Source organism: Streptomyces sp. NPDC048419, assembly GCF_043200415.1.
Classification (GTDB): Bacteria; Actinomycetota; Actinomycetes; order Streptomycetales; family Streptomycetaceae; genus Streptomyces.
In genome coordinates, this window is the sequence record NZ_JBICXT010000026.1 from 83633 (window position 1) to 106797 (window position 23165).

Below are 23165 nucleotides of genomic sequence, written 5' to 3' on the forward strand. Positions count from 1 at the left end.
GCGTCGCGGTCAGCGGCGGCCGCCACCGCCGTGTCCGTAGTGGCCGCCGTCCCAGCCGCAGGAGTACGGGTCGTAGTAGCAGTACGGGTTCGTGGGGTACGAGCTCGTCGGCGTCGGCTGCGCGGTCGTCGGGGCCGCGGACGGCGTCGGTGTGGGGCTGGGCTTCTTCGACGCCTTCGGGGTGGGCTTGGCCGAGGGCGTCGGCGTGGGGCTGCCGTCGGCGTCCCAGTTGACCACCTGCATCTGGAGGTCGGCCTTCGAGGTGTCGAACACCCAGCGCTGGAGGTCGCCGCCGTCACGGTTCTTCGCGACCAGCGCACCCGAGCCGTCGGTGGCGGCGGGGGTGAGTGCCAGGTCCTGGTTCCAGCGCGGCACCAGGGTGCCCTGAAGGGTGAAGTCGTACCGGACGTTCTTGCCCTTCGGCTCGGAGGTGCCCGTGCACGGGACGAGGCGCACCGAGAAGCCGAGGTGGGAGTCGAGGCACAGACCGGGGTCCGTGACGCTGCGCAGGCGGCCGTCGGTCTCGTACGACCACTGCTGGACGTCGGCCGAGGAGCAGTCGGCGAGTTCGGTCTCCGCGCCCTGGACGAGCTTCTTGCCGACGACGGCGACGCACAGTCCGGAACCGAGGTTGTGCAGCCGGCCGCGCAGGGTGCCCTGGGCGCCCGTGCTGGTGCCGACCCAGGACGGATCGGCGGTCGGCGATCCCTTGCCGCGGGCGGGGGCCGGAGCGGGGCGGCCGCCGCCGGCCGTGGTGGTGCCGTCGGAGCCGAGGACGGACCACAGGACCAGCGGCAGGACGATCAGCCCGCTCACCGTCACGACGGCCAGGGCGAGGTTGCGGCGGCGGGCGGCGGCGCGGCGCCGGGCCGCCTTGTTGGCCGAGTGGCGGGAGGCGGCGCGGCCCCCGGGGTGCGGGGAGGTCCGGGGCGCGGGCGCGAAGGGCTCGCCCGGTATCGGCGGGGCGGGGACCTCCGAGGGAAGCGGACCGGGGTCCTCGGGCCAGGCGGTGCGGGACTCCAGGTAGGCCTGCGCGCCCCAGCCGAGCACCGCCTCGGCCAGCGCGAGGCCGAGGCCGTGGTTGAACTGGGCCAGCTGGTCGGCGGTGTGCAGGCAGTGCCGGCAGCGGGAGAGGTGGGCGCCGAGGTCGGGGTCGATGTCGCTGCCGCCGCGCCGGTACGTCACGTCGAGCATCCGCAGGAAGCGGCGGCACTCCTGCTCGGGGGCGAGTTCGCGGTGGACCTGGAGGCATTCCTCGCGCAGCCGCTCGCGGGCCCGCTCGAGTTCGACCCGCGCGTCCTCGACCTCGAGGCCCAGCAGTCCGGCCGGGACGTCCAGCGCTTCGGCCTCGACCTCGGTGTGCCACAGCAGGCAGCGGGCCGACTGGGGCAGCCGCTGGAAGGCTCCGGAGAGCAGGCGGCGGCCGGGTGACGGGAGCAGCAGGGCCGCGGCGCGCTCGCCGCCCGCGCACAGTTCGGGATTCAGGTGTTCCCGTCTGTGGTCGTTGTCCCATTCCGCCGCGATGCGGCGCACGGTGACGAGGAGTTGGGGCCGCCAGGCGGAGGTGGGTCCGTTCTGCCGCAGCGTTTCGCCGAAAAGCCGGGTGAATGCGGCAGTTGTGAGCATTCCCGCGGACGGGGCGCCGTCGGTGCACAGCCGGGCATAGGCGAATCCCGCTTCCCAGTGACGGTCGAGGAGTTCGCCGACGGGTTGCAGCGCGGGCGTGGTGCCCGTCCACTTCTTGAGCTCGGCGCTCAGTTGCTCGTCCGTCACGTCGAACCGGCGGTCGGACCTGGGGGAATTCGACAGGCCGGGGTGTTTCACGGCTGCATTCCTCTCGGGGGCATGCGGCATAAAGTCCATACCAACTGGTATAAGAACCCGGCGGAAATGTCCCTGGTCCGTGCGCCGACTGGGCACACTTTTGCACAGGTCAGGGACGCCTAACAAGAGATCACGCGGTTTTGTGCATTGCCTGCCCGCCGACGGCTATTGACGAATTGTCAATCGATCTGTTCGACGGTCGAAAAAGACAGAGCTACTCCGTCTCCGGCTCCAGCCATTGGCCTCCGGCACGGTAGGCGCCGGGCGGGACGCCGTACCGCTCGCGGAAGACCCGGTTGAAGTGGAACGGACTGGCGAACCCCGATGCCGCGGCCACTCGGTCCACCGACAGATCGGTGCTCTCCAGGAGCCGGGCGGCATGCCGCAGACGGGCCTCGCGCAGCGCCCGCATGGGAGACCGGCCGACCTGCCGGGTGAAGAGATGCGCGAACCGCGAGGGTGAGAGCGCGACGCTCGCGGCGAGCCCGTGCACGGTGTGCGGTGCTCCGGGGTCCGCGGCGATCAACTCCTCTGCGCGGCTCACCCGGACGTCGATGCCGGGCGGCGGCGACGGTGGGCGCGCGGCGGCGGCCGTGAGCAGGACGATCTCCTCCAGACAGGACAGGGCGAGCTCCCGTGCCGCGGTGCCGTGCGCCACGGCGACCCGGTCCTGCGGCGCGGTGACGGGCGGCGACCCGGTGCCCGTCCAGCGGGCATCGGCGAGCATCCGCCCGAACGCCGCCCCGACCCGGTCGTGCAGGGCGGCGGGGGTCGGTGTGACGGCGAACAGTCCGTCGCCGGTCTCGTACGGCTGCAGCCACGGCGCCCAGGACGGGCGGGCCTGGCAGTGCACCCACCAGAACTGCCAACGGCCTGCGCCCTGTTCGACCGCGTACTCGTGCCGCACCCCCGGTGCGAGCACCACCAGATCGCCGGCACCGGCCCGCGCCTCGGCGGCTCCCTGGCGCAGCCGGCCGCGCCCGCCCGTGGTCCAGGTGAACAGCCAGCTGTCGGCCCCGCGCGGCCTGGTGACGCCGTAGCCCTCGGGCTGTTCGTAGCGGCCGACCACGACCAGGCCGGGTGGTGGCGCAGCAGTCTCGGGCAATCCATCAGCATTCACGGGCATCCTCCTGAAGCGCCCCACGGCCTAGCGTTGACGAGCGTAGGACAGCCGACCGAGGAGTGGACGCATGACAGCCACGGACATGGGTGCCGCCGGTGCCCCCATCCTGTCCCAGGAGGGGCTCAGGCGGTTCGAGGAGGACGGCTTCACCATCGTGCGCGGGCTGTTCGGGCGCGACGAGATCCAGCGGCTCTGCGCGCACTTCGCGGACCTGCACGCGGCGGGTCCGGTGCCCGGGCACTTCCAGCCGCGTGCGTCGGCCGATCCGCTGGCGGCCTATCCGCGGGTGATGCACCCGCACGAGATCAGCGAGCCCTCGCGCCGCCTCCTGCTCGACGCCCGGCTCGGTGCGGTTCTGGAGGAACTGCTCGGCGAGGAGGTGCTGGCCGCGCAGAGCATGTTCTACTTCAAGCCGCCCGGCGCCCGGGGCCAGGCGCTGCACCAGGACAACTTCTATCTGCGGGTGGAGCCGGGCACGTGTGTGGCGGCCTGGGTGGCCTGCGACGTGATCGACCGGGACAACGGCGGTCTGGAGGTCGTCCCCAGTACGCACCGCATGGACGTGTTCTGCCCCGAGGAGGCGGACGCGGAGGTGTCCTTCGCGCGTGAGTACGTGCCCCCGCCGCCGGGCCTCGCCGCCGTGCCGGTCGACCTGGCGCCGGGGGACGTCCTGTTCTTCAACGGCAGCCTGGTGCACGGCTCGCAGCCCAACAGGACCGCCGGCCGCTTCCGCCGGTCTTTCATCGCCCACTACGTCGGCCGGTCCGCCGAGCGCATCGGCACGCACTACCGCACGCTGACCATGGACGGCGAGCGCGTGCTCCTGCCGGAGAGCGAGGGGGCGGGGCCGTGCGGCACGGAGTTCGCACCGCAGGGGCCCCACTGAGCGCTCCTTCAGGCCGCGGCCGAACCGTCAGCTGTGGCCGACGATCCCATGGGGCGCGTACGGCTCCTGGAGCTCCTCGAGTTCCTTCTCGCTCAGCTCCAGCTCGACCGCGGCGACCGCGTCCTCGATGTGGTGCGGCTTGGCGGCGCCGACGATCGGGGCCGCCACCGTGTCCTGGTGCAGCAGCCAGGCGAGGGCGACCCGGGCGCGCGGGACGCCTCGGTCGCCCGCGATGCGGGTGACGGCCTCGACGATGGTGCGGTCACTGTCCGGGTAGAGGCGGCTGCCGAAGTTGTCGTTGGCGCTGCGCTCCGTCACGGTGCCCCAGTCCCGGGTGAGCCGGCCGCGGGCGAGCGGGCTCCAGGGCAGGACGCCGACGCCCTGGTCGGCGCAGAGCGGCAGCATCTCGCGCTCCTCCTCGCGGTAGAGGAGGTTGTAGTGGTTCTGCATGGACACGAACTTGGTCCAGCCGTTGCGCTCGGCCGTGTACTGCATCTTGGAGAACTGCCAGGCGAACATCGAACTCGCCCCGATGTAGCGCACCTTGCCCGCCTTCACCAGGTCGTGCAGGGCCTCCATCGTCTCCTCGACCGGGGTGTGCGGGTCGAAGCGGTGGATCTGGTAGAGGTCGACGTAGTCGGTGCCGAGCCGGCTCAGGCTCTGGTCCATCTCGGACAGGATCGCCTTGCGGGACAGGCCCGCGCCGTTGGGCCCGGGCCGCATCCGGCCGTTCACCTTGGTGGCGAGGACGATCTCGTCGCGGCCGGCGAACTCGCGCAGCGCCTTGCCGACGATCTCCTCGCTGGTGCCGTCGGAGTAGACGTTCGCCGTGTCGAAGAAGTTGATCCCGGCCTCCAGTGCCTGCCGGATCAGCGGACGCGAGGCGTCCTCGTCGAGCGTCCACTCGTGCGGACCGCGGTCGGGCAGTCCGTAGGTCATACAGCCCAGACAGATCCGCGACACGTCGAGGCCCGTCGAACCGAGCTTCACATACTGCATCGTTGCTGCTCCTGCCTTCGGGATCGGGTATCAGTGGGGAGCGTACGACGTGATGTCCCGTGCGCCTCCGCTTTACCGTCCCCACTTGACGGCGGGCCGCACCGGGCGATTTCATCCAGGAGACGTGCCGCCGCGTGCAGCGGGGCACACAGAGGTGCGCCCAGCCGGTAGCGGACGAGCTCCAAGTCCGGCCCAAGTCGCCAGGACCGACCGGACACCCGGTCCGAGGCGGGGTCGTACCCGCGATTGATGGAGCGGACATGCCCGTCAAGGGTGTCTACCGCGTCGGAGGTCTCGGGACGACCGTCGGCGCATGCCTTCTTCTCGTCGCCGGACTGTCGGCGTGCGGTACTTCCCACAAGTCGTCGAGGTCGACGAGTGGTCCAGCGAAAGCATCCGAAACCTCCGGCGCCGAAGCAGCGGCCGCCGACCCGTCCCCGGCCACCGGGGTACGCCTGCCGCCCCGCCTCGCCGGCTTCGACTACCAGATCGGCGGCGCCTATCCCCCGCCGGCGGGCGTCCGCATCGTCAGCCGCGACCGTACGGCGCCGCCCGCGCCCGGCCTCTACAACGTCTGCTACGTCAACGCCTTCCAGGCCCAGCCCGACGAGCGCGGCTCCTGGCCCGCCGACCTGCTGCTGCGGGACGCGCGGGGCAAGATCGTCGTCGACGAGGACTGGGGCGAGGCGCTGCTCGACATCCGCACGCCGGCCAGGCGCGCACGCGTGGCGGCGCGGATCGGCAAGTGGATCGACGACTGCGCGGACAAGGGCTACGACGCCGTCGAGCCCGACAACTACGACAGCTACACCCGCTCCCGGCACCTGCTGACCGCGAACGACGCCACCGCGTTCGTCACGCTCCTGTCCCGGCGCGCCCACGCCCGGCACCTGGCGATCGGGCAGAAGAACACGGTCGAGCTGGCCGGGCTCAGGAAGCGGGCCGGGCTCGACTTCGCGGTGGCCGAGGAGTGCGCCGAGTTCGACGAGTGCGGGACGTACGCGAAGGCCTTCGACGACCGGGTGCTGGTGATCGAGTACTCGGACAGCGGGCTGCGCAAGGCGCTGGCGGGCTTCCGCGACCGTCTGAGCATCGTCCGCCGGGACGTGATGGTGTCGACGCCCGGCAGCAGCCACTACGTCCGCAAGGCCGGGTGAGCGCGATGACCGACGGCATGACGCGTCGCCGGCTGCTGCTCGGCGCGGCCTCCGCCGCCTCGGTCGCCGCCGTGAGCGGCTGCGACCGAGGCGGCTCCGACGGGGTGGGCGCCGACGGCAAGGTGACCGTGGAGCTGTGGCACGGGCAGGCGGACACGGCCCGCAAGGCGCTGGAGAAGCTGGTCGCCGACTTCAACCGCACGCATCCCACGATCCACGTCGACGCGGGCGGCGGCGGGGTCCTCTCCGACGCGATGCTGCAGAAGGTGACCGCGGCGCTCGCGGCCGGCTCCTACCCGGACGTCGCCTACATCTTCGGCTCCGACCTGGCCAGCGTGGCGCGCTCGCCGCGCGTGGTCGACCTGACCGACGCGATGCGCGACGGGCCGACGCCGTGGAGCTCGTACTGGAAGCCGGTGCGCGAGGCGGTGACCGTCAACGGCCAGGTGCGGGCGGCGCCCGCGGTGCTCGACTCGCTCGCGGTCGTCTACAACCGCAAGCTGTTCCGGCAGGCCGGTGTCGCTTTCCCGAAGGCCGGCTGGACCTGGGACGAGTTCACCGCCACCGCCAAGCAGTTGACCGACTCCGGCCGCGGCGTGTTCGGCACGGGCTGGCCGGGCGTCGGCGACGAGGACACCGTCTGGCGGCTGTGGCCGATGATCTGGGACCTCGGCGGAGAGGTCGTCGCGGCGGACGGCAAGCACATCGGCTTCGCGAAACAGGGCGTACGGGCGCTGGAGACGGTCGCACAACTCGCCCACGACAAAAGCGTGTACGTCGACATGAAGACCGGCAGCGAGCAGATGTACCAGGTCTTCCTCAGCAGCCGCATGGCCATGGTCCCCACCGGGCCCTGGCAGCTGCCGGACATCATCACCGCAGGCATCGACTACGACGTGGTGCCGCTGCCCTCCTACAGCGGGCGGGCCGTGACCATCTCGGGGCCGGACACCTGGACCGTGTTCGACAACGGCAGCGCCCGCTCCCGGGCCGCCCAGGAGTTCGTGCGCTGGATGATGCAGCCCGCGCAGGACGTGCGCTGGGACGCCTCGGCGGGCAGCCTGCCGCTGAGCACGGCGACGGCCGCCCGGCCGGAGTGGCGGCGGCACAGCGCCGACACCACCGGCCTCGCCGTCTTCACCGACGCCCTGCGCTCCGCCCGCGTCCGCCCCATCCACGCCGCGTACCCGCAGATCTCCCAGGCGCTCGGCGAGGCGGCCGTGTCCGTCCTGCTCGGCCGTGACTCCCCGGCCGACGCCGTGCACCGATGCGCCGAGAAGGCCGACGCGGCCCTGCTGATCCCCAGGTGACTTCCCCGGTACGGGAGACCGTCATGTCCACACTGCCCCGCGCCCTCACACTAGCCCCACAGGCACCCTCCGTCCCGGCCACCGACCGGCGGGCCGCCCGCCGTCGCGCCCGCCGCGAACGGGCCACCGCCTGGGCCTTCATCAGTCCGTCGGTCGTGGTGATCCTCGGCCTGAGCGTCGTGCCCGTCGTCTGGTCGCTGCTGCTGTCGTTCCGCGCGGACGACCTCGTCACGCCCGGCCGCTGGGTGGGTCTCGACAACTACCGCGCCCTCGTCCAGGACCCCAACTTCCGTACGGCGGTGGGCAACACGCTGCTGTACTCCGCCCTCTACGTCCCCCTCAGCCTGGTCGGCGGGCTCGCCCTCGCGCTGGCGCTCAACCGCCGTCTGCGCCTCATCGGCTTCTACCGCACCCTGGTGTTCATCCCGTTCGTGGTGTCGGCGACGGCCCAGGGCGTGCTGTTCTCCTTCATCCTCGACCCGGACTTCGGCGTCGCCAACGCGCTGCTGCACCATCTCGGCGTCTCCAAGCAGGGCTTCCTCTCCGACCCCGGCCAGGCGCTGTACCTGCTGGTCCTGATCTCCCTGTGGAACGGCGTCGGGTTCTGCGTCGTGGTGTATCTGGCGGCGCTTCAGGACGTGCCGCCCGAACTGGTGGAGTCGGCGCGGCTCGACGGCGCGAACCGCCGCCAGGTCCTGTGGAACGTCACCTTGCCCACGCTCAGGCCGGTCATCGTGTTCCTGCTCCTGTGGCAACTCATCACCGCCCTGCAGGTGTTCGACCTGATCTACGTCACGACCAAGGGCGGGCCGCTCGACTCCACGACCGTCGTCGTCTACTTCGTCTGGCAGCAGGCCTTCCAGCTCTTCACGGCCGGATACGGGGCGGCCTCCGCGTACGTCCTCGCTGCGGCGCTGCTGCTGGCGGGCGGCGCGCTGCATCTCGTGCGACGCCGGCAGGACCGTACGGAAGGAGTCGGCCGATGAACGCGCGCCGTACGACCCTCGCCTGGCATCTGCTGCTCGCGCCACTCGCGCTGGCCTTCGCGCTGCCGCTGGTGTGGCTGCTGCTGAGTTCGGTGATGTCGGACGCGGAGATCAACCGCTTCCCGCCCGCGCTGTGGCCCGACGGCATCCATCTGGGCGGGTACCGGTATGTGCTCGGCAACGCGATGTTCCCGCGCTGGTTCCTCAACTCCCTGATCGTGTCCACGGTCGCGGTCGCCTCGAACCTGTTGTTCGGCGCTCTCGGCGGGTACGCGTTCGCACGGATGCGGTTCGGCGGGTCGCGGCTGATGCTCGGGCTGATGCTGGCGACGATGGTGGTGCCGTTCCAGCTGACGATGATCCCGACGTTCCTGGTGATGAAGTGGCTCGGACTGATCGACACGCTGGGCGCGCTGATCGTGCCGTCGCTGGTGACGCCCTTCGCGGTGTTCCTGTTCCGGCAGTTCTTCCTCTCGCTGCCGCGCGAGATGGAGGAGGCCGCCTGGATCGACGGGTGTTCACGGCTGCGCGTGCTGTTCTCGATCGTGCTGCCGCTGGCCCGGCCGGCGCTCGCCACGGTCGCCGTCCTGACCTTTCTCACCGCCTGGAACGACCTGTCGTGGCCGCTGATCGCCATCAACCACGACACGCAGTACACGCTCCAGCTGGGCCTGACCACCTTCCAGGGCCAGCACCACACCAAGTGGTCCGCGGTGATGGCGGGCAACGTGATCACGGTGCTGCCCGTGCTGATCGCGTTCCTGCTCGCCCAGAAGACGTTCGTCCAGTCGCTCACGTCGAGCGGGATCAAGGGGTGACCGAAGTGTCGTACGACCTGCTGGTGATCGGGGACGTCAACCCCGACGTGGTGCTCGGCCCGGTCGGCGGGCTCGAGTTCGGCCAGCGCGAACAGCTCGTGGAGCACGGCCGGCTGGTGCTGGGCGGCTCCGCGGCGATCATGGCGTGCGGGGCGGCCCGCCTGGGACTGCGGGTCGCCTTCGCGGGGCGGGTGGGCCACGACACGGCGGGCGCATTCGTACGGCAGGCCCTCGCGGCGCGCGGCGTGGACGTCGGCCATCTGGTCGTGGACCCCCAACTGCCCACCCCGCTCACGGCGATCGTGACCACGAACGACGGCGACCGTGCGATCCTCACCTCGTCCGGCTGTCTGGCCGCGACGGGACCGCAGGACGTGCCGGCCGAACTGCTCGCCGGGGCGCGGCACGTGCACGCGGCCTCCTTCTTCCTGATGCCACTCCTCGCCCGATCGCTGGGCGACGTCTTCGCCGAGGCCCGCGCACACGGGGCGACCACCTCCCTCGACACCAACGACGACCCCGCCGCCCGCTGGGACCGCGCCCTCCTGGACCCGGTCCTGAAGGTCACGGACGTACTGCTGCCGAACGCCGCCGAGGCCCGGGCGCTGTCGGGTGCTGCCCGACTCGCCGACGCCGCACAGTCGTTGACGCGGTATGGCCCGACGGTCGTCGTCAAGGACGGCGCGGACGGTGCCCTCGCCTGCGCCGGCGGGGAACTGCTGCGCGTCGGCGCGGTGCCCGTCGAGCCGGTCGACGCGGTGGGCGCCGGGGACAGTTTCGACGCCGGTTTCGTCGCGGCGCGGCTGCGCGGACTGGACCTGCGCGCGTCCGTCGGGGTCGCCGTCGCGTGCGGCTCCCTGTCGACCCGCGACCACGGCGGTACGGCGGCACAGCCGACGTGGGACGAGGCATGTGCCGTCGCCGACCTGAAGGGGAACGAATGAAGATCGCCTTCGTGGGGGCGGGCAGCGTGGTGTTCACGCAGGGCCTGCTGGCGGACCTGCTCGCCTTCCCCGAACTCGCCCACGCCCGCATCGCGTTGCACGACATCGACCCCGAACGGCTGGCGACCGCAGAGGGCGCCGCGCGGCACATCGCGCAGGTGCGTGGGGCGAAGCCGGTGGTCTCCGCCCACCTGGACCGGCGGGCGGCGCTGGCGGACGCCGACTTCGTCGTCAACATCATCCAGGTCGGCATGGACGCGGCCACCCGCACCGACTTCGCGATTCCGGCCCGCTACGGCCTGCGACAGACGATCGGCGACACGCTCGGCATCGGCGGCATCTTCCGGGCGCTGCGCACGTTCCCCGTCCTCAAGGGCATCGCCGAGGACATGGCCGAACTCTGCCCCGACGCACAGCTGTTGAACTACACCAACCCGATGGCGATGAACGTCCTTCATCTGAGCCGGATCGCCCCGCGGCTCAAGGTCACCGGCCTGTGCCACTCGGTGTACTGGACGATGCACGACCTGTCCGCCCTGGTGGACGTGCCCTTCGAGGAGGTCGGCTATCTGGCCGCGGGCGTCAACCACCAGGCGTGGGTACTGCGTTTCGAGCGCAAGGGGCAGAACCTGTATCCCCTCCTGGACGAGGCGATCGCCCGCGACCCCGGTCTGCTGCGCCGGGTCCGCGTGGACATGTACCGCAGGCTGGGCCACTACCCCACCGAGACGAGCGAGCACTCCTCCGAGTACGTGCCCTGGTATCTGCACCACGACAGCGAGATCGAGCGGCTCCGGCTGCCGGTCGGCGCGTATCTGGAGATCATCGAGGAGAACGCGGCGAGCTACGAGCACACCCGCGAGGCCCTCGCGGCGGGCCGCCCACTGCCGGTGGAGGGCACGCTGGAGTACGCCCCGCAGATCATCCACAGCACGGTGACGGGCACGCCGCGCACGGTCTACGGCAACGTCCCCAACCGCGGCCTGATCGACAACCTGCCGGCCGACTCGGTGGTCGAAGTGCCGTGCCTGGTCGACGCGTCGGGTGTCCAGCCGACCCGCATAGGGGCCCTGCCCCCGCAGTGCGCGGCGCTCAACCGCGCCTATGTCTCCGTCACCGACCTGGTGGTCCGGGCCGCCATCGACGGCGACCCGCGCCACATCCGGCACGCCGCGATGGCCGACCCGGCGACGGCGGCGGCGCTGCCGGTGGAGCGGATCTGGGACCTGTGCGACGACCTCGTACGGGCCCATGGAGAGCTGCTGCAGACGGAGTTGCGGGCTGAGCTGGGGCACTGACGGGCGGGTGACCAGGCCCGGGGGCGCTGCCCACGCGCCTTCCGCGATGACTTCCGGCGAGTCGGGGAGTCTGTAGTGCACCACGGACCGCTGGACGGGAGCACCTCATGGGCAAAGTGATCACCTCGGCGTCGATGTCGCTCGACGGATTCATCTCCGGACCGGCCGAGACGGGCTTCGAGCACCTCTTCGCCTGGCATCGCAACGGAGAGGTGGAGGTCCCGTCCACCGATCCGCGCTGGTCCTTCCGTGTCTCCCCGGCCAGCGCCCGGCACCTGCGCGAGCAGTTGGACGGCTTCGGAGCGCTGGTCGTCGGCCGCCACCTGTTCGACGTCACTCAGGGCTGGGGCGGCAACCATCCGTTCGGGGTGCCGGTCTTCGTCGTGACCCACCGGGCCCCCACGGACTGGGACCACCCGGACGCCCCGTTCACGTTCGTCACCGACGGCCTGGACAGTGCGGTACGCCAGGCCAGGGAGGCTGCGGGCGAGCGGGCCGTCGGGGTGGCCGCGGGTGATCTGGCCCGCCAGGCCCTGGACGCCGGGCTGCTGGACGAGATCCATGTCGATCTCGTGCCGGTGCTCCTGGGCGGTGGCACCCGGCTCGTCGGAGACCTCGCCAAGGCCCCGGTCCCGCTCTCGGCACCGCGGATCGTCGAGAGCGCCGGGGTCACCCACCTCTACTTCACGGTCGGCGGCAGGTCCTGAAGGGAGAGGGCGCGTCAGCCGCGGGCCAGCAGGTCCAGCGCCCGCTCCCAGCCGAACTCCGTTCGTGAGCCGTCCTGTTCGGGCTCGCCCGAGTACGGCTCACCGAACCGGACGCCCATCCCGCGCAGGCGTATCAGGCTGTCCTGGTAGGCGGGGTGGACGGCCAACGCGTCGGCCACGCACGGGAGTACGGCGACCGGGACGCCCAGGCCGGGGCTCTCGCACAGGGTCGCCACGGCCAGGGTGTCGGCCAGGCCCGCCGCCCATTTGTTGATCGTGTTGAAGGTGGCGGGCGCGACCACGACGGCGTCCGGCGACGGAAAGGGCCGTGGATCGCCGGGAGTTCGCCAGGCGGAGCGGATGGTGCGGCCGGTCCGCGCCTCCACGCCGGCGGTGTCGAAGAAGCCGTTCATGGCGACCGGTGTCGCGATGACCCCGACCTCCCAGCCCCGCGCCTGCGCGGCGGTGATCAGCCTGCCGACGTCGGCGGCGATGCCGGCGGCGCAGACGACGACGTAGAGGAAGGGTTTCCCGGCCTGTTCGGTCATCCGGGAACCCTACTCAAGGGGACGCCTATTGAAGGGGGAAGGACCGCCCGCGCTCGGCTTCGGGCCGCGGCCCGTGGATGCGGCGTTCCTTCTCCTCGATCGGTACGTCGTTGATGCTGGCCTCGCGGCGGGTCATCAGGCCGTGCTCGTCGAACTCCCAGAGTTCGTTGCCGTAGGAGCGGTACCACTGCCCGTCGGCGTCGTGGCACTCGTACTGGAAGCGGACGGCGATGCGGTTGCCGTCGAAGGCCCACAGGTCCTTGCGCAGCGCGTAGTCCAGCTCACGCTCCCACTTGGCGGTGAGGAACTCGACGATCTGGTCGCGGCCGGTGACGAAGGCGCCGCGGTTGCGCCACACCGAGTTCTCGGAGTAGGCGAGCGACACCTTGTGCGGGTCGCGGGTGTTCCAGGCGCCCTCGGCGGCCTGCACCTTCTGCGCGGCCGTTTCTCGGGTGAACGGGGGCAGGGGCGGACGGTCGGCCATGAATTCCTCCTCGACGGGCGGGCAAGCAGCGGAGAACGAGCGTTCTCCAGCCGGCTGCTACCGTAGGAGAACGCACGTTCTCGCGTCAAGGAGAGGTTGTACGCCGCATGGCCGTCATGGACAGCGCAGTCGCCCGTGAGCAGGCGCTGGACGCCGCCGAGGAGTTGTTCTACGGGCGGGGCATCCAGTCCGTCGGCATGGACGACATCCGGGGCGCGTCAGGCGTCTCGCTCAAGCGGCTGTACCAGCTGTTCCCCGCGAAGGAGCAGCTGGTCGAGGCATATCTGGAACGACGCGACGCGCGCTGGCGCACCCGTCTCGCCGACTTCGTACAGCGGCGCGAGGACCCCGAGGAGCGGATCCTCGCCGTCTTCGACTGGCTGGAGCAGTGGTTCGGCGAGGACGGCTTCCGCGGGTGCGCCTGGATAAACTCCTACGGCGAACTGGGCGCCACCTCGGAGCGTGTGACGGCCCAAGTGCGGTCCCACAAGCGGGCGTTCCGCGCCTACGTCGCCCAGCTCGTGGCGGACGCGGGCCTCTCCGGCACCCTGACCGGTCACCTGTTCCTGCTGGCCGAGGGCGCCATGGTCACCGCGGGCATAGCCCGGGGCACGGAGCCGGCACGGGAGGCCCGGGAGGCGGCGCGGGTCCTGCTGCGGGCCGGGTGAGCCGCGACGGCCGAGGTCCGCCCCGGGCGCCCCTCGGCATCGCCCGGCTCTGCCGCGGGTGCCGCCTCGGCCCCTGTCCGGCTCCGCGCCAGCCCGTCCGGGCCTGAGCGCCCGGACGAGGCTTCAGCCCTCTGACACCGCGATCGCACCCACCGGGCAGGCTCGCGCGGCCTCCCGGATCATCGGGTCGCCGCCGCCGTCCTCGTGGCCCGGTACCAGCGTGCTGAAGCCGTCGTCGTCCTGGGTGAAGACGTTCGGGGCGGACAGGGCGCACTGACCCGCGCCGATACAGGTGTCCTTGTCGATGTCGATGTGCATGACGTGCAGCCTCTTACCAGGTCACGGGGAGTTCCAGCATCCCCTGGATCGTGTCGCCGGGCTTGAAGGGGATCTCGTCCGCCGGGGCGGCGAGGCGCAGCGTCGGCAGCCGGTCGAAGAGGGTGTGCAGGGCGATCTCCAGCTCGGCGCGGGCCAGGTTCTGGCCCAGGCACTGGTGGATGCCGAACCCGAACGCCACGTGGTGACGGGCGGACCGGTGCCAGTCTAGGGTGTCGGGCGCGGGGTAGACGTCCTCGTCGCGGTTGATGACCGAGGTCGCGAAGACCACGCCGTCGCCCGCCCGGATCGTCGTTCCGCCGGCGTCGATGTCCTCCGTCGCCCTGCGCAGCAGCCCGTCGGCGATCGACAGCATGCGCATCAGCTCCTCGACCGCGGACGGCAGCAGCTCCGGATCGCGGCGCAACTCGGCCAGCCGCTCCGGGTGCTGGAGGAGGGTGAACGTGCCCAGGGAGATCATGTTGGCGGTCGTCTCGTGTCCCGCGACCAGCAGGATGGTCGCGAAGGCGATGACGTCCTGGCGGTCCAGCTCCCCGTCGCGCAGCTGCCGGTGGACGAGTTCGTCCAGTACCCCGTCGCCCGGCACGGCCTGTTTCTGTTTGCGGTCGATCAACTCCTCGAAGTACGCGTCCAGTTGGCGCCGCGCCTCCTCGACGTCCGCGACCTTGGGCCCGCGCAGCAGGCGCCGCGACTGTCCCTCGAAGAACTCGTGGTCGGCGTAGGGCACGCCGAGCAGGGCGCAGATCACCATCGACGGCACCGGCAGCGCGAAGGCGCTCACCAGCTCGGCGGGCGGCCCCTGCGCGATCATCGTGTCGAGCAGCTTGTCCACGATCTGCTGGATCTGCGGGCGCAGTTCGACGGCGCGCCGCAGGGTGAAGCTGGGCACCATCATGCGCCGCTGGACGCGGTGCTTCGGGTCGTCGACGCCGAGCAGCGCCAGCCTCCGCTCCTTGACCGCGGCGAACCGCTCGGTGGGCGCGGGGAATTCGGGGTGGGTACGGTCGGTCGACAGCCGCTGATCGGCGAGCAGGTCGCGGGCGAGCGCGTGACCCGTCACCAGCCAGGCGGAACGGCCGTCGTAGAGCGTGACCCGGCTCAGCGGGCGGGTGGCACGCAGGGGCTCGTATGCGGTGGGGGGCTGGTAGGGGCAGGACCGGTCCTGGGGGAAGGCCACAGGTTCCGTTTCCGGCATGGAAGACCTCGCAGACGAAGAGTGCGTCGTGCAGATCTTCATTAGATGCCCGAGGCATCTATGGGGCGACGAGAAGTTCGGCCAGATCGGTGGTGGGGGCATTCTGGCCGGGGATGCTCGCACAGGTGTCGGACCGGCACCCGCGCCGCGCCGGGTATCGCCCCGGGAGCATGGAGGCGCCGCCGTAGAGTGGCGTGATCAAGCCGCCGGGCCTGCAGATGGTGGTGGCCCGATACGGACCACCGGTGTGGATGAATCGCGGGCACACAGGTGTTGAAGCATGCTGCCAGCCAGCAAGAACTCGACGATGGGACGGAAGTCATGCCTCTCGAGGGCGAGTACGAACCCAGCCCGGAGCAGTGGGTGCGCGACCAGGTGGAGCTGTACGAGAGCTCCGGCGGCACGAAGGGCACGACCCTGATGGACACCGGCCTGCCCGTGATCGTGCTCACGAGCCGCGGTGCCAGGAGCGGCAAGATCCGCAAGACGCCGCTGATGCGCGTCGAGCACGACGGGCGGTACGCCGTGGTCGCCTCCCAGGGCGGCGCTCCCAAGCACCCCACCTGGTACCACAACCTCAAGGGTGATCCCCGTGTGGAGCTGCAGGACGGGCCGTCGAAGTGGGAGATGAGGGCCCGTGAGATCACCGGCGCGGAGAAGGACCAGTGGTGGGAGCGTGCGGTGGCGGCGTATCCGCCGTATGCCGACTACCAGAAGAAGACCGACCGGCAGATCCCGGTCTTCGTCCTCGAACCGGCCGAGTAGCGAAGAACCGGCCGGCTAGCGAAAAAATCTTCGTCCGCGTGTGCATGAACCCGGTGCCCCGGGGCACGCGTGCGTCAGGCCCCGCCGCGTTCCCCCGTCGCGGCGGGGCTTTCCCGTGCCTCCTCGGCCGGCCGGTCGGTGATGTCGAGGAAGATCTGGTCCGCCTCGGACACGTCCCTGGCCAGGGACCGCTTGATCCGTACGGCGACTTCCTCGACCTGTTCGCTGTCCAGTCCCGGCACCAGGTCCACCCGGGCTGCGACCAGCGCCGTGTCGAGACCGGTCTTCATCGTGAACAGCGCCTCCACGCTGTCGATCTCGGGCTGCTCGGCCAGCAGGGAGCGGATCCGGTTTGACGTCGCGGGGTCCGTGGACTCCCCGATCAGCTGGTCGCGCGCCTCGCGGCCCAGGCGGTAGGCGACGAAGACCAGCAGCGCGCCGATCCCGAACGAGGCCGACGCCTCGTACGCCACCTGTCCCGTGACCATGTGCAGCACCATGCCGATGGCGGCCAGTGTCACACCGAGCACCGCCGTGCCGTCCTCGGCGACCACCGTGCGCAGCGCGGGGTCACGCATGCCCTCCTTGCCGCCCTGCCGGCGCACCTGGTGCAGGGCCCGCAGCAGCGAGGCGCCCTCGGCGAGGAAGGCGACGCCGAGCACGATCAGGCCCGCCACATAGCCGCTGAGTTTCTCGTCGGCGCCGTTCTTGAGGGCCTCGGCGCCCTGGAAGACGGAGAAGCAGCCGCCCATGACGAAGATCCCGACGGCCGCGAGGAGCGACCAGAAGAACCGTTCCTTGCCGTAACCGAAGGGATGCTGCTCGTCGGCCGGGCGCCGGCTGCGGCGCAGTGCGGCCAGCAGGAAGACTTCGTTGAGGCTGTCGGCCACGGAGTGCGCAGCCTCCGACAGCAGCGCGGGCGAGCCGGCGATCAGTCCGCCGACGGCCTTGGCCGCCGCGATCAGCAGGTTCGCCGTGAGTGCCACCAGCACGGTGATGCGTGTCCTGCGGTCCGTCTTGGAGCTCTTGGAGTTCTTGGGCTTCTTGGAGTTCGAGGATGTCCCGCTCACCTTCGCCGAATGCCCCTGTGCTGCAGGATCACACCGTGCGGGCGGCGGAAATCGGGGAACGCGTAGCTCACGGAGCCACACGACGCAGGGAGGAATCATGGGAGGCGCGGCCAGCAGGTCGTACGGCCACGACTCGTTCAGGCGGTCCAGGAGCCACTTCGCGGACCGGGTCACGGCGGACGGCCGGGACGGGTGGCCGGTGGAGGCGGGGCGTTACCGGCTGGTCGTCAGCCGTGCCTGTCCGTGGGCGAGCCGGGCCCTGGTCTCGCGCCGGCTGCTCGGCCTGGAGGACGCCCTGTCCCTCGCCGTCGCCGACCCGATCCAGGACGACCGCAGCTGGCGCTTCACCCTGGACCCGGACGGCCGCGACCCGGTCCTCGGCATCCGTTTCCTGAGCGAGGCCTACGACCGGCGGGAGACCGGCTACCCGGGCGGGGTGAGCGTGCCCGCGCTCGTCGACATCCCCAGCGGCAAGCTGGTCACCAACGACTATCAGCAGCTCACCCTCGACCTCGCCACCGAGTGGACCGCCCTGCACCGCGACGGGGCTCCCGACCTGTACCCGCAGGACCGGCGCGACGAGATCGACGCGGTGATGGCGGAGGTCTACGAGGACGTCAACAACGGTGTGTACCGGGCGGGTTTCGCCACCGACCAGAAGGAGTACGAGGACGCCTGCACGGGTGTCTTCCAGCGGCTGGAGCTGCTGACGCGACGACTGGAGGGACAGCGTTATCTTGTCGGCGACACGATCACCGAGGCGGACGTCCGGCTGTTCACCACCTTGGTCCGCTTCGACGCCGTCTATCACGGCCACTTCAAGTGCAACCGCTGGAAGCTGACGGAGAATCCGATCCTGTGGGCGTACATCCGCGATCTCTACCAGACGCCCGGGTTCGGTGACACCGTCGACTTCGATCACATCAAACGGCACTACTACCAGGTCCACACCGGCATCAACCCGACCGGGATCGTCCCCGTCGGACCGGAACTGTCCGGCTGGCTCGCGCCCCATTTCCGGGAGGAGCTGGGCGGGAGTCCGTTCGGCGACGGGACACCACCGGGGCCCGTGCCCGCGGGCGAGGAAATTCCGGCCGAGGGGCGGCCCTGACGATGGAGGAGAAAGACGTGGCGAAGTCGAAGAAGAAGAAAATGAAGCTGCCTCTGGCCTACAAGCCGCTGGGGTTCGTCATGGGCTGGACCAGCGGAGCCCTCGCCGGGATCGTCTTCCGCAAGACGTGGATGGCGCTGCGGCACGAGGAGGACGCACCCGACGCCCTGGACCAGGACCGCGGCTGGGGTGAGATCCTGCTCGCGGCGGCGGTCCAGGGCGCGCTGTTCGCCGTGGTGCGCAGTGCGGTGGACCGCACGGGCGCGAAGGCCATCGAGCGCTCGACGGGCGTCTGGCCGGCCGCCGACCAGGGCGGCCGGGACTGACGCCCGCCTGACTCCTCAGCCCTGCTTGGGCGCCCTCGGCGTGGCACGGAGCAGGGCGAAGGAGTGGCCGGCCGGGTCGGCGTACCCGCGCTGCTCGAACGGCCCGGCCGCGTCCTTCGTCTCCAGCGGGCGCCCGCCGAGCTCCACCACCTTGCGCTCCGCCGCGTCCAGGTCCGCCACGACGAAGTCGAGGTGGGCCTGGAGGGAGTTCTCGGGGCGCGGCCAGCTCGGCGGGGTCGCGTTCACGTCGCGGCGGAAGGCCATCCGGATGCCGTCGGCACCCCTGATCTCCACGCGGTTCGCGCTCGCGTCCGTCTCCTCGGCCTCCAGCAGTTCCATGTAGAACACCGCGAGCTTCTCGGGCTCGGCGCAGTCGAGCACCACGAAGCCCGCTTCCACCAGTGGCATGTCTCCTCCGTACGGTTCGGGCGCGGGGCGTCGTGCTCCGCCGCTCAGTACCTTCGCGGATATCCCGGTCCGGCCGTTTCAGTCGCCTACCGGGCCCTCCGCGTCCACGCCCTCAGGACCGGCGGCCGCCGTCAGTGCCCTCCTTCGATCTCCGCAAGCCGCGCCGCCGCCGCGCTCAACAGCAGGTCCAGGGCGGCCGGGTAGGAACTGCGGTTCATGTCGGCCACGAGATGGCGCGCCGTCGCCGCGATGTGCGGGTGGGTCTCGGCGGGCAGCCGGGCGTACGTGGCCCGCCACACGGCCGTCTCCGCCTCCCGGGCCGCCTTCGGCAGGGCGACGCTCGCCGAGTCGAGGGCGCCGAACGCGAGGGACTGGTCGACGAAGGCGTGATAGACGCGCACCGCCTCGGCGTCGGGGAAGCCGGCGTCGCGCAGCACGCCGAGGATGGTCTCCACGGCCTGGATCTCGTACCCGCGCCCGGTCACCCGGTAGGAGCTCAGGACGGCCGCTCGGGGATGCGCCAGGGCGCCCGCGTGCATGCGCAGGCCGAGGTCGCGCAGGTCGGCGCGCCAGTCGCCGGAGGGCCGCCAGGTGCGCAGCGTACGGCCGATCAGCTCGTCGGTGACGGCGAGCATCAGGTCGTCGGTGTGCCGGAAGTAGCGGTAGAGGGAGCTGGGGTCGGCGCCGAGGGCGCGGCCGAGGCGGCGCACCGACAGGGCGTCCGCGCCGTGCTCCTCGATCAGGCGCAGCGCGGTGGCGACGATCAGCTCCTCGGAGAGGACGACGCCCTGCTTGGTGGGGCGTCTGCGCCGCCGGGCATCGGGCGGGACGACGCGCTCGCTCATGGTCTGCCTCCCTGGGGCCGGTGGTCCGTCACCTTATGACAACACTGTTGACCTGTTAAGTCCCCGGGCAGTTTCATGTGCGGTCACCGGGGCCGACCAGGCCCCCCGGTGCGAGCGGAGAACCGGCCATGTCCGATCAGCCCTTCGGTGCACAACCACCAGCGCGGCCCGCGCTGCGCAAATCCCTCGGTGTGCTGGACGGCATCGCCATCGCCGCGTCCAGTACGGCCGCGACCACCAGCATCGGCATCGGTCTGGGCGTGACGGCCGGCGTGGTCGGCCTGCATCTGCCGGCCATCATGCTGCTGGCGTTCCTGCCGGTCCTCGGCATCGCGGGCGCCTTCTCCCGGCTGAACAGGGTGGAGCCGAACGCGGGCAACGGCTATGTCTGGGTGGGCCGTTCGCTCAGCCCGTGGCTGGGCTTCATGGTCGGCTGGGTGAACATCGTGGCGACGCTGGCGTTCCTCGCGTACACGACCGCGGTCACCGGTTCGGCGCTGATACAGCTCGCCGGGGAGGCCGGGCTGCACCGGCTGGGCGGCCTCGCCCTGGACCCGGGCTCGACGGCGCAGACCACGGCGGTCGGCATCCTTGTCCTCGTCGCGGTCACGCTGACGGCCGTCACCGGTATCAGGACCGCGGCACGGCTGCAGACATGGCTGCTGATCTTCGAGTACGTCGTGCTGCTCGGGTTCTGCGGCTACGGCATCGTCACCGGCCCGCACGCCTTCAGCCTGAGCTGGTTCGACCCGTTCGCGATCCCGTCGGCATCCGCGCTCGCGCAGGGGCTGCTGCTGTCGGTGTTCTGCTACTGGGGCTTCGAGGCCGCGTTCAGCGTCAACGAGGAGGTGCGCGATCCGCGGGACGCCTCCCGCGCCGGGCTGATCACACTGGTGACCATGCTGACGCTGTTCCTGATCGGCTCGGTCGCCTTCCAACGGGTGTTGTCCGAGAAGGAGTTGGCCGGACACGGCGCCCAGGGACTGGCGTTCTTCGGAGACCGGCTCGCCGCCCAGCCGATGGCGGCGCTCCCCCTCGTGGCGCTGATGTTCTCGGCCGTCGCCTCGCTTCAGGCCGGGGTCATCCCGACGGCCCGCGGGATGTTCGCGATGAGCCGGGACCGCACCCTGGGCCCCATCTGGTCCCGGGTCAGCCGCCGCTACGGCACCCCCGCCGCCGGGACGCTGCTGATCGGCGCGCTGGCGACGGTGATCGCGGCTCTCGCCCTGGTGATCCCGCGGCTCGCGGACATGATCATGGCGACGGTGAGCGCCGTGGGCATCGTGGTCGCCCTCTCCTACGCGCTCACGGCGCTCGCGGCTGCCGTCCGCTTCCGCCCGCTGCTGCGCGAGAACCCGCGGGAGGGTGTGCGGGCCGTGGTGCTGCCCACGCTCAGCGCCCTGGCACTGCTCGGCCTCGGCGGCTATCTCGGCTGGTCCTTCTACACCTCGACCGACCACCTCGAACTCCGTGCGGACAACGGCTGGTTCCTGCTACTCACTCCCCTGGCGATGATCGCCTCGGGCTTCGTGGCCGCGGCCTGGGCCAAGTGGGTGCGCAGGTCGCCGTACTTCCGCACGGGAGACGGCACCGACGCCGACGCACCGCAGTTGCTCCCGACCGCTCCGTAGGAACGTCCGGCGCTCAACGGCACCTTCCCCCACCTCACCAGGAAAAGGAACATGCGCGCAGATCTCCTCTTCACCGGCGGCCCGGTCCTCACCCCCGAGGGCCGCACCGCAACCGCCGTGGCCGTCATCGGCGACCGCATCACCGCCGTCGGGCACGACGAGGTCCACGAGCTCGCCGGGCCGCGGACCCAAGTGGTCGACCTGGCCGGGCGGTTGCTGCTGCCGGGCTTCCAGGACGCGCACGTCCATCCCGTCCCGGCCGGCCTGGAACTGTCCCAGTGCGATCTGACCGGGACCCGGACAGCCGGGGAGACGGTCGCCGCCGTCCGCGCGTATGCCGAGGCGCATCCCGAACGGGAGTGGATCCTGGGCGGTGGCTGGTCCATGGAGGCGTTCGAGGGCGGTACGCCGACGAAGGAGCTCCTGGACGCGGCCGTGCCCGGCCGGCCGGTCTACCTGCCCAACCGCGACCACCACGGCGCCTGGGCCAACAGCCGGGCCCTGGAGCTGGCGGGCATCGACCGCCACACTCCGGATCCGGCAGACGGGCGGATCGAGCGCAACGCGGCGGGCGAGCCGAGCGGCACGCTGCAGGAGGGTGCGATGCAGCTGGTCGGGCGGCTGACTCCGCCGGCCGGCGCGTCGGACCGGCTGGCGGCGCTGTTGCACGCGCAGCGGCATCTGCACGCCCTCGGCATCACGGCCTGGCAGGACGCGCTCGTCGGGGACTTCCTCGGCATGGAAGACCCGGCCGGCGCCTATCTGGCGGCCGCACGCGACGGCTCGCTGACCGCGCGGGTCCGCGGGGCGCTGTGGTGGGACCGGGAGCGCGGGTCCGAGCAGATCCCCGAACTCGCCGAGAAGCGGGACGCGTTGAGTTACGGGCGGTTCCGCGCGGGCACAGTGAAGCTGATGCTGGACGGGGTCGCCGAGAACGGCACGGCGGCACTGCTCGACCCGTACCTGGACCGATGCGGCTGCGCCACCGCCAACCACGGCAAGAGCTTCATCGACCCGGGTCAACTGCCCAAGTACGTCACCGAGTTGGACGCCCTCGGCTTCCAGTGCCACTTCCACGCGCTGGGCGACCGCGCCGTACGGGACGCGCTGGACGCGATCGAGGCCGCACGGGCGGCGAACGGGCCTAGCGGCACCCGGCCGCATCTGGCGCACCTTCAGGTCGTGCACCCCGAGGACGTGCCGCGGTTCGCACCGCTCGGTGCCACGGCGAACATCCAGCCCCTGTGGGCCGCGCACGAACCGCAGATGGACGAGCTGACCATTCCCTTCCTGGGGTCCGAACGGGCCGCGTGGCAGTACCCGTTCGGCGCGCTGCTGCGCTCGGGGGCCCGGCTCGCGGCGGGCAGCGACTGGCCGGTCAGCAGCCCCGATCCGCTTCAGGGCATCCATGTCGCGGTCAACCGCCTGGCACCCGACGGCGACGGCGTCCCGGTGTTCCTGCCCGGCGAACGGCTGTCCCTCACCGATGCGTTGACCGCGTACACCGCGGGATCGGCGTATGTGAACCACCTCGACGACACCGGCCGGATTCAGGTCGGCGCACTGGCCGACCTGGTGGTCCTGGACCGCGACCCGTTCGACGGGCCGACCGCGGAGATCGCGGAGACGGGTGTGGCCCTGACGTACGTGGGAGGGAAGGCGGTGTACGCAGCACAAGAGGCGTGAGCAGTAACGGACGTCACGGTGAGGTCACGCGTAGATCTTC

General features: G+C 71.2%; 24 protein-coding genes. 14 read left to right on the top strand and 10 right to left on the bottom strand.

Annotation, left to right across the window (positions count from 1 at the left end):
* Positions 1-9: 9 nt before the first annotated feature.
* Both ACGFYN_RS37915 and ACGFYN_RS37920 read right to left on the bottom strand, forming a co-directional pair.
* Positions 10-1824: a ricin-type beta-trefoil lectin domain protein gene (locus ACGFYN_RS37915; RefSeq protein ID WP_393870518.1), complete on the bottom strand. Its 1815-nt coding sequence runs from the start codon at positions 1822-1824 to the stop codon at positions 10-12.
* A gap of 214 nt (positions 1825-2038) precedes the next feature.
* On the bottom strand, positions 2039-2950 hold the full coding sequence (locus ACGFYN_RS37920; protein ID WP_393870519.1) for a helix-turn-helix domain-containing protein: 912 nt from the start codon (positions 2948-2950) through the stop codon (positions 2039-2041).
* Between the two features lie 64 nt (positions 2951-3014).
* Here ACGFYN_RS37920 and ACGFYN_RS37925 point away from each other — a divergent pair, with 64 nt between their 5' ends.
* Complete coding sequence (locus ACGFYN_RS37925; protein ID WP_393870520.1) at positions 3015-3833, top strand: phytanoyl-CoA dioxygenase family protein; 819 nt, start codon at positions 3015-3017, stop codon at positions 3831-3833.
* A gap of 27 nt (positions 3834-3860) precedes the next feature.
* On the opposite strand, the gene ACGFYN_RS37930 is transcribed toward ACGFYN_RS37925, so the two are convergent.
* The gene (locus ACGFYN_RS37930) at positions 3861-4832 is read right to left on the bottom strand and encodes an aldo/keto reductase (protein WP_393870521.1); all 972 of its coding nucleotides are present in this window, start codon (positions 4830-4832) and stop codon (positions 3861-3863) included.
* A gap of 260 nt (positions 4833-5092) precedes the next feature.
* On the opposite strand from ACGFYN_RS37930, the gene ACGFYN_RS37935 reads away from it, so the two are divergent.
* From ACGFYN_RS37935 to ACGFYN_RS37965, 7 genes are all read left to right on the top strand, one after another.
* Positions 5093-5989 (top strand): endo alpha-1,4 polygalactosaminidase, encoded by an 897-nt coding sequence (locus ACGFYN_RS37935; protein ID WP_393870522.1) that lies wholly within the window; start codon positions 5093-5095, stop codon positions 5987-5989.
* 5 nt (positions 5990-5994) lie between these two features.
* The gene (locus ACGFYN_RS37940) at positions 5995-7299 is read left to right on the top strand and encodes an ABC transporter substrate-binding protein (RefSeq protein WP_393870523.1); all 1305 of its coding nucleotides are present in this window, start codon (positions 5995-5997) and stop codon (positions 7297-7299) included.
* Positions 7300-7322: 23 nt separating this feature from the next.
* Positions 7323-8285, top strand: a complete 963-nt coding sequence (locus tag ACGFYN_RS37945) for a carbohydrate ABC transporter permease (protein WP_393870524.1) — start codon at positions 7323-7325, stop codon at positions 8283-8285.
* Positions 8282-9103: a carbohydrate ABC transporter permease gene (locus ACGFYN_RS37950; RefSeq protein ID WP_393870525.1), complete on the top strand. Its 822-nt coding sequence runs from the start codon at positions 8282-8284 to the stop codon at positions 9101-9103. Before ACGFYN_RS37945 ends, ACGFYN_RS37950 begins: the two co-directional genes overlap by 4 nt.
* A complete protein-coding gene (locus tag ACGFYN_RS37955; RefSeq protein ID WP_393870526.1) occupies positions 9100-10047 on the top strand; it encodes a carbohydrate kinase family protein in 948 nt (315 codons plus the stop codon). Before ACGFYN_RS37950 ends, ACGFYN_RS37955 begins: the two co-directional genes overlap by 4 nt.
* Positions 10044-11345 (top strand): alpha-glucosidase/alpha-galactosidase, encoded by a 1302-nt coding sequence (locus tag ACGFYN_RS37960; protein ID WP_393870527.1) that lies wholly within the window; start codon positions 10044-10046, stop codon positions 11343-11345. Before ACGFYN_RS37955 ends, ACGFYN_RS37960 begins: the two co-directional genes overlap by 4 nt.
* 107 nt (positions 11346-11452) lie before the next feature.
* A complete protein-coding gene (locus ACGFYN_RS37965) occupies positions 11453-12052 on the top strand; it encodes a dihydrofolate reductase family protein (RefSeq protein ID WP_393870528.1) in 600 nt (199 codons plus the stop codon).
* A gap of 14 nt (positions 12053-12066) precedes the next feature.
* Here ACGFYN_RS37965 and ACGFYN_RS37970 read toward each other — a convergent pair whose 3' ends face one another.
* Complete coding sequence (locus ACGFYN_RS37970; RefSeq protein ID WP_393870529.1) at positions 12067-12600, bottom strand: flavoprotein; 534 nt, start codon at positions 12598-12600, stop codon at positions 12067-12069.
* A gap of 25 nt (positions 12601-12625) precedes the next feature.
* Positions 12626-13084 (bottom strand): nuclear transport factor 2 family protein, encoded by a 459-nt coding sequence (locus ACGFYN_RS37975; RefSeq protein WP_393870530.1) that lies wholly within the window; start codon positions 13082-13084, stop codon positions 12626-12628.
* A gap of 116 nt (positions 13085-13200) precedes the next feature.
* Here ACGFYN_RS37975 and ACGFYN_RS37980 point away from each other — a divergent pair, with 116 nt between their 5' ends.
* Positions 13201-13752 carry a TetR/AcrR family transcriptional regulator gene (locus ACGFYN_RS37980; protein WP_393870565.1) on the top strand — a complete coding sequence of 184 codons (552 nt, stop codon included), beginning with the start codon at positions 13201-13203 and terminating at the stop codon, positions 13750-13752.
* Between the two features lie 123 nt (positions 13753-13875).
* Here the strand turns inward: ACGFYN_RS37980 and ACGFYN_RS37985 are convergent, their stop codons facing one another.
* Positions 13876-14070, bottom strand: a complete 195-nt coding sequence (locus ACGFYN_RS37985; protein WP_393870531.1) for a ferredoxin — start codon at positions 14068-14070, stop codon at positions 13876-13878.
* Positions 14071-14083: 13 nt separating this feature from the next.
* Positions 14084-15283 carry a cytochrome P450 gene (locus tag ACGFYN_RS37990; RefSeq protein WP_393870532.1) on the bottom strand — a complete coding sequence of 400 codons (1200 nt, stop codon included), beginning with the start codon at positions 15281-15283 and terminating at the stop codon, positions 14084-14086.
* Between the two features lie 321 nt (positions 15284-15604).
* Here ACGFYN_RS37990 and ACGFYN_RS37995 point away from each other — a divergent pair, with 321 nt between their 5' ends.
* A complete protein-coding gene (locus tag ACGFYN_RS37995) occupies positions 15605-16048 on the top strand; it encodes a nitroreductase family deazaflavin-dependent oxidoreductase (RefSeq protein WP_393870533.1) in 444 nt (147 codons plus the stop codon).
* 74 nt (positions 16049-16122) lie between these two features.
* On the opposite strand, the gene ACGFYN_RS38000 is transcribed toward ACGFYN_RS37995, so the two are convergent.
* Complete coding sequence (locus ACGFYN_RS38000) at positions 16123-17217, bottom strand: cation diffusion facilitator family transporter (RefSeq protein ID WP_393870534.1); 1095 nt, start codon at positions 17215-17217, stop codon at positions 16123-16125.
* Here ACGFYN_RS38000 and ACGFYN_RS38005 point away from each other — a divergent pair.
* The gene (locus tag ACGFYN_RS38005) at positions 17216-18229 is read left to right on the top strand and encodes a glutathione S-transferase family protein (RefSeq protein WP_393870535.1); all 1014 of its coding nucleotides are present in this window, start codon (positions 17216-17218) and stop codon (positions 18227-18229) included. The two genes, ACGFYN_RS38000 and ACGFYN_RS38005, sit on opposite strands and share 2 nt — an antisense overlap.
* Before the next feature lie 2 nt (positions 18230-18231).
* The gene (locus ACGFYN_RS38010) at positions 18232-18555 is read left to right on the top strand and encodes a DUF4235 domain-containing protein (RefSeq protein ID WP_393870536.1); all 324 of its coding nucleotides are present in this window, start codon (positions 18232-18234) and stop codon (positions 18553-18555) included.
* A gap of 15 nt (positions 18556-18570) precedes the next feature.
* On the opposite strand, the gene ACGFYN_RS38015 is transcribed toward ACGFYN_RS38010, so the two are convergent.
* On the bottom strand, positions 18571-18963 hold the full coding sequence (locus ACGFYN_RS38015) for a VOC family protein (RefSeq protein WP_393870537.1): 393 nt from the start codon (positions 18961-18963) through the stop codon (positions 18571-18573).
* Between the two features lie 131 nt (positions 18964-19094).
* On the bottom strand, positions 19095-19808 hold the full coding sequence (locus ACGFYN_RS38020) for a TetR/AcrR family transcriptional regulator (RefSeq protein WP_393870538.1): 714 nt from the start codon (positions 19806-19808) through the stop codon (positions 19095-19097).
* A gap of 128 nt (positions 19809-19936) precedes the next feature.
* On the opposite strand from ACGFYN_RS38020, the gene ACGFYN_RS38025 reads away from it, so the two are divergent.
* Positions 19937-21439 carry an APC family permease gene (locus tag ACGFYN_RS38025; RefSeq protein ID WP_393870539.1) on the top strand — a complete coding sequence of 501 codons (1503 nt, stop codon included), beginning with the start codon at positions 19937-19939 and terminating at the stop codon, positions 21437-21439.
* Positions 21440-21490: 51 nt separating this feature from the next.
* Positions 21491-23125: an amidohydrolase gene (locus tag ACGFYN_RS38030; protein WP_393870540.1), complete on the top strand. Its 1635-nt coding sequence runs from the start codon at positions 21491-21493 to the stop codon at positions 23123-23125.
* Positions 23126-23165: the final 40 nt, after the last annotated feature.

Coding starts and splice junctions, on each gene's coding strand:
- ACGFYN_RS37965 (WP_393870528.1), top strand. CDS start 11,453: ATGGGCAAAGTGATCACCTCGGCGTCGATGTCGCTCGACGGATTCATC.
- ACGFYN_RS38010 (WP_393870536.1), top strand. CDS start 18,232: ATGGAGGAGAAAGACGTGGCGAAGTCGAAGAAGAAGAAAATGAAGCTG.
- ACGFYN_RS38025 (WP_393870539.1), top strand. CDS start 19,937: ATGTCCGATCAGCCCTTCGGTGCACAACCACCAGCGCGGCCCGCGCTG.
- ACGFYN_RS37970 (WP_393870529.1), bottom strand. CDS start 12,600: ATGACCGAACAGGCCGGGAAACCCTTCCTCTACGTCGTCGTCTGCGCC.
- ACGFYN_RS37960 (WP_393870527.1), top strand. CDS start 10,044: ATGAAGATCGCCTTCGTGGGGGCGGGCAGCGTGGTGTTCACGCAGGGC.
- ACGFYN_RS37945 (WP_393870524.1), top strand. CDS start 7,323: ATGTCCACACTGCCCCGCGCCCTCACACTAGCCCCACAGGCACCCTCC.
- ACGFYN_RS37985 (WP_393870531.1), bottom strand. CDS start 14,070: ATGCACATCGACATCGACAAGGACACCTGTATCGGCGCGGGTCAGTGC.
- ACGFYN_RS38000 (WP_393870534.1), bottom strand. CDS start 17,217: ATGATTCCTCCCTGCGTCGTGTGGCTCCGTGAGCTACGCGTTCCCCGA.
- ACGFYN_RS37975 (WP_393870530.1), bottom strand. CDS start 13,084: ATGGCCGACCGTCCGCCCCTGCCCCCGTTCACCCGAGAAACGGCCGCG.
- ACGFYN_RS37995 (WP_393870533.1), top strand. CDS start 15,605: ATGCCTCTCGAGGGCGAGTACGAACCCAGCCCGGAGCAGTGGGTGCGC.
- ACGFYN_RS38030 (WP_393870540.1), top strand. CDS start 21,491: ATGCGCGCAGATCTCCTCTTCACCGGCGGCCCGGTCCTCACCCCCGAG.
- ACGFYN_RS37925 (WP_393870520.1), top strand. CDS start 3,015: ATGACAGCCACGGACATGGGTGCCGCCGGTGCCCCCATCCTGTCCCAG.
- ACGFYN_RS37935 (WP_393870522.1), top strand. CDS start 5,093: ATGCCCGTCAAGGGTGTCTACCGCGTCGGAGGTCTCGGGACGACCGTC.
- ACGFYN_RS37920 (WP_393870519.1), bottom strand. CDS start 2,950: ATGCCCGTGAATGCTGATGGATTGCCCGAGACTGCTGCGCCACCACCC.
- ACGFYN_RS37950 (WP_393870525.1), top strand. CDS start 8,282: ATGAACGCGCGCCGTACGACCCTCGCCTGGCATCTGCTGCTCGCGCCA.
- ACGFYN_RS38020 (WP_393870538.1), bottom strand. CDS start 19,808: ATGAGCGAGCGCGTCGTCCCGCCCGATGCCCGGCGGCGCAGACGCCCC.
- ACGFYN_RS37980 (WP_393870565.1), top strand. CDS start 13,201: ATGGACAGCGCAGTCGCCCGTGAGCAGGCGCTGGACGCCGCCGAGGAG.
- ACGFYN_RS37930 (WP_393870521.1), bottom strand. CDS start 4,832: ATGCAGTATGTGAAGCTCGGTTCGACGGGCCTCGACGTGTCGCGGATC.
- ACGFYN_RS38005 (WP_393870535.1), top strand. CDS start 17,216: ATGGGAGGCGCGGCCAGCAGGTCGTACGGCCACGACTCGTTCAGGCGG.
- ACGFYN_RS38015 (WP_393870537.1), bottom strand. CDS start 18,963: ATGCCACTGGTGGAAGCGGGCTTCGTGGTGCTCGACTGCGCCGAGCCC.
- ACGFYN_RS37940 (WP_393870523.1), top strand. CDS start 5,995: ATGACCGACGGCATGACGCGTCGCCGGCTGCTGCTCGGCGCGGCCTCC.
- ACGFYN_RS37990 (WP_393870532.1), bottom strand. CDS start 15,283: ATGCCGGAAACGGAACCTGTGGCCTTCCCCCAGGACCGGTCCTGCCCC.